Source organism: uncultured Mucilaginibacter sp. (genome assembly GCF_903913935.1).
GTDB lineage: Bacteria > Bacteroidota > Bacteroidia > Sphingobacteriales > Sphingobacteriaceae > Mucilaginibacter.
In genome coordinates this window covers 1-2897 of the sequence record NZ_CAIWNH010000501.1, presented here as the reverse complement: position 1 = coordinate 2897, position 2897 = coordinate 1, and the positions used below count along the sequence as shown (strand labels likewise).

At 44.0% G+C, this 2897-nt stretch carries 2 protein-coding genes and 1 pseudogene; all 3 read right to left on the bottom strand.

Annotated features, from left to right (window positions below):
* On the bottom strand, positions 1-496 hold a 496-nt coding region (locus QZY09_RS20300; RefSeq protein ID WP_295675440.1), incomplete at its 3' end, for an SDR family oxidoreductase.
* Positions 497-626: 130 nt separating this feature from the next.
* The gene (gene recN / locus QZY09_RS20295; RefSeq protein ID WP_295675438.1) at positions 627-2330 is read right to left on the bottom strand and encodes a DNA repair protein RecN; all 1704 of its coding nucleotides are present in this window, start codon (positions 2328-2330) and stop codon (positions 627-629) included.
* Between the two features lie 210 nt (positions 2331-2540).
* Positions 2541-2897: pseudogene (locus tag QZY09_RS20290) on the bottom strand (hypothetical protein); the annotation flags it as partial.

The window sequence follows — 2897 nt, the reverse complement described above, 5'->3', positions numbered from 1 at the left end:
TATCAGCCATATCATTATAATCAGGAAATACCCTTTGTGCAGCAATATAAGTTAAAGCCACAACTGAGCCCCAGTCATTAATCGCATCCATTTTCATGGCGGTTTGCAATACCCTGTGCAGGCTTAATGCGGATATATCTAACCCTTTGTGGGTAAAATCGTAATTATTTTCAGGGTAGCTGATGCCTTTGCGTACGTTAACACTCATACCGATAGAGTGTAAAACAAAATCAACGCCGCCGCCAAAATGTTCCTGGCTTTTGGTAAACAGGTTGGTAATATCGTCGTTGCTGGTTACATCGGCCGCTATTACAGGGGCATTACATTCTTCGGCGAGTTTGTTTAATTCGCCCATGCGCAAAGCAATTGGGGCATTGGTTAAAATAATTTCAGCACCTTCTGTTACAGCACGTTGTGCTACCTTCCAGGCAATGGACTGCTCATTAAGCGCCCCAAAAATGATCCCTTTTTTACCTTTTAATAAATTGTATGCCATGTTAAGAATTTGTTTATAATGGACGCAAAGTTATAAAATTAGTTTACAGTTTTTAGTGTGCAGTTTGCAACTAAAAATTTAGCAGTTAATGGGTTTTTATTTAGGCCAACTACCCACTTAAAACTGCCCACTACCCCAGCAATTCCCTTGCATTTTGCAGGGCGCTTTCGCCGGGTTTATCGCCGCTCAGCATTTTGGCAATTTCCAGTACACGTTCCTGTTTATCCAATTGTTTGATGCGGGTATAGGTAGTAGCGCCTTCCTCGTCTTTATAAACAAAATAATGATTTTGGCCTTTGCTGGCGATCTGCGGCAAATGGGTTATGGTGATCACCTGCAAATTGTCCGCCAGGCGCTCCATGATCTGCCCGACTTTATTCGCCACTTCACCCGATACCCCTGTATCTATCTCATCAAAAATAATAGTGGGCAAAGCGGTGTTTTGGGCGATAAGGGATTTAATCGACAGCATCAATCTCGATAGCTCACCACCCGAAGCCACTTTGCTCATTTCGGCAAGGGCGTGGCCTTTATTGGCGGTAAAAAGGAATTTCACCTCATCGATGCCGTTGGCCCCCAGCGAGCTCTCACTTTCGGACTTCCGGACCTGCCTGCCGGCAGGCGGGCTTTTCGGACTTCCGGACTCCATCTCTATCTTCAATGAGGAGTTACCCATCCCCATTACCTCCAGGGTCTTCAGCACTTCGGTTTCAATACCGGGGATCGCATTTTTACGGTTGGCAGATAGTTCGGCGGCGAGTTTTTCCAATTCGGTTCTGTCAGCATCCAATTGTATCCGTAGTTTTTCAATGGTTTCATCACCAAAAACAGCCTGCTGTATTTTGCCTGATAATTCATTTTGCAGCTCCAATAATTCAGCGGTGCTGTTCAACCGGTGTTTCTTTTGCAGGTTATAGATCAGGCTTAGCCTTACGTTTATTTCTTCGGCGCGCGCCTCGTTGGTATGGGTGCGCTGTTCAATAATTTCAACTTCATTGGCCACATCCTTTAATTCGATGATGGCGCTGTTCAGTCGCTGGTAAAGTTCTGCAAATTGCGGGTTAAAATGCTCCAGAACAGATAGCTGGTGCCCTGCCTCACGCAATTGTATAATGGCCGAAGTTTCGCCCTCATGCATCAAATAATAAGCCCCCAGCAGGTTGCGTTTAATCTCTTCGGCATGGCTCAGTTCGTTAAATTCCTGCTCCAGCTGTTCCTGTTCGCCGTCGGCCAGGTTGGATTTTTCAAGCTCATCAAACTGGAACTGGTAATAATCCAGCTCGGCTTTGGCCTTATCACTTTCTTCAATCAGTTGCTTTAATTTCGAGGTTGATTTTTTATACGACCGGAATTTTGCGCGGTAATCATTCAGCAAACCATCGTGTTTAGCAACTGCATCCACCACCAAAAGCTGAAACTCCGGGTCGTTGATCTCCAGGGTAGCGTGTTGTGAATGAATATCGATCAGCTTTTCGCCCAGGGATTTTAAGGCGTTCAAATTAACCGGGGTATCGTTTACAAAAGCACGCGATTTGCCGTCGGCCGAGATCTCCCGGCGTAAAACAGTTTCGGCCTCGTAGTCCAGGTCGTTATCTTCAAAAAAAGGTTTCAGCTCAAAATTACCGATGCTGAACAGGCCTTCTATCACACACTTTTTTTGCTGGTTAAAAAAATACCGGCTTTCGGCCCGCTGCCCCAAAATAAGCGAAAGCGCACCCAAAATGATCGATTTTCCGGCCCCTGTTTCGCCGGTGAGTATATTTAACCCCTTGCCAAATGTAATTTCGAGGTTATCAATTAAAGCGTAATTGCTAATACTGAGCTTTTGAAGCATAAAAAAAGTATCCTTGTTTTGGAGGATACTAAATTACGGTTTTTGGTTGATTAGCTTGTGGTTTTGGGTTGATTAAGTTAGATTAAGTTTGTACGTTTTCCATTGCCGTTTTAATTTTAGTCCGAAAGTCTGGAAGTCAGTAAAGTCCGAAAGATTATTGTTGGTTTGCCTTTTTTAACCCCTCACAACGTTTACAACCCTTGCAACCTATCACAACGAATCCTTTTTAGCCGGTTCGTAAATTTCAACGCCGCCAACGGTATCCCTCAATTTCCACTTCTTGTCCTTCATCGCCTTTTTCCATTCGGGGCTGTCAAATTTTTTACGTATTTGTTCACCTTGCTTCTTTATATCCTCCATTTGTTTTTTCCACTCAGGGCTGTTAAACTGCTTTCTCATTTCATCACCCTCTTTTTTCATAGCCTCCATCTCGGCTTTCCACTTAGGGCTGTCAAATTGCTTTTTCATTTGTTCAGCCTGATTTTTCATTGCCTCCATTTCGGCTCTCCACTTAGGGCTGTCAAATTGCTTTTTCATTTGTTCAGCCTGATTTTTCATTGCCTCCAT

Excerpts from the sequence above, each read along its gene's own strand:
- recN (WP_295675438.1), bottom strand. The coding sequence starts at position 2,330 with ATGCTTCAAAAGCTCAGTATTAGCAATTACGCTTTAATTGATAACCTC.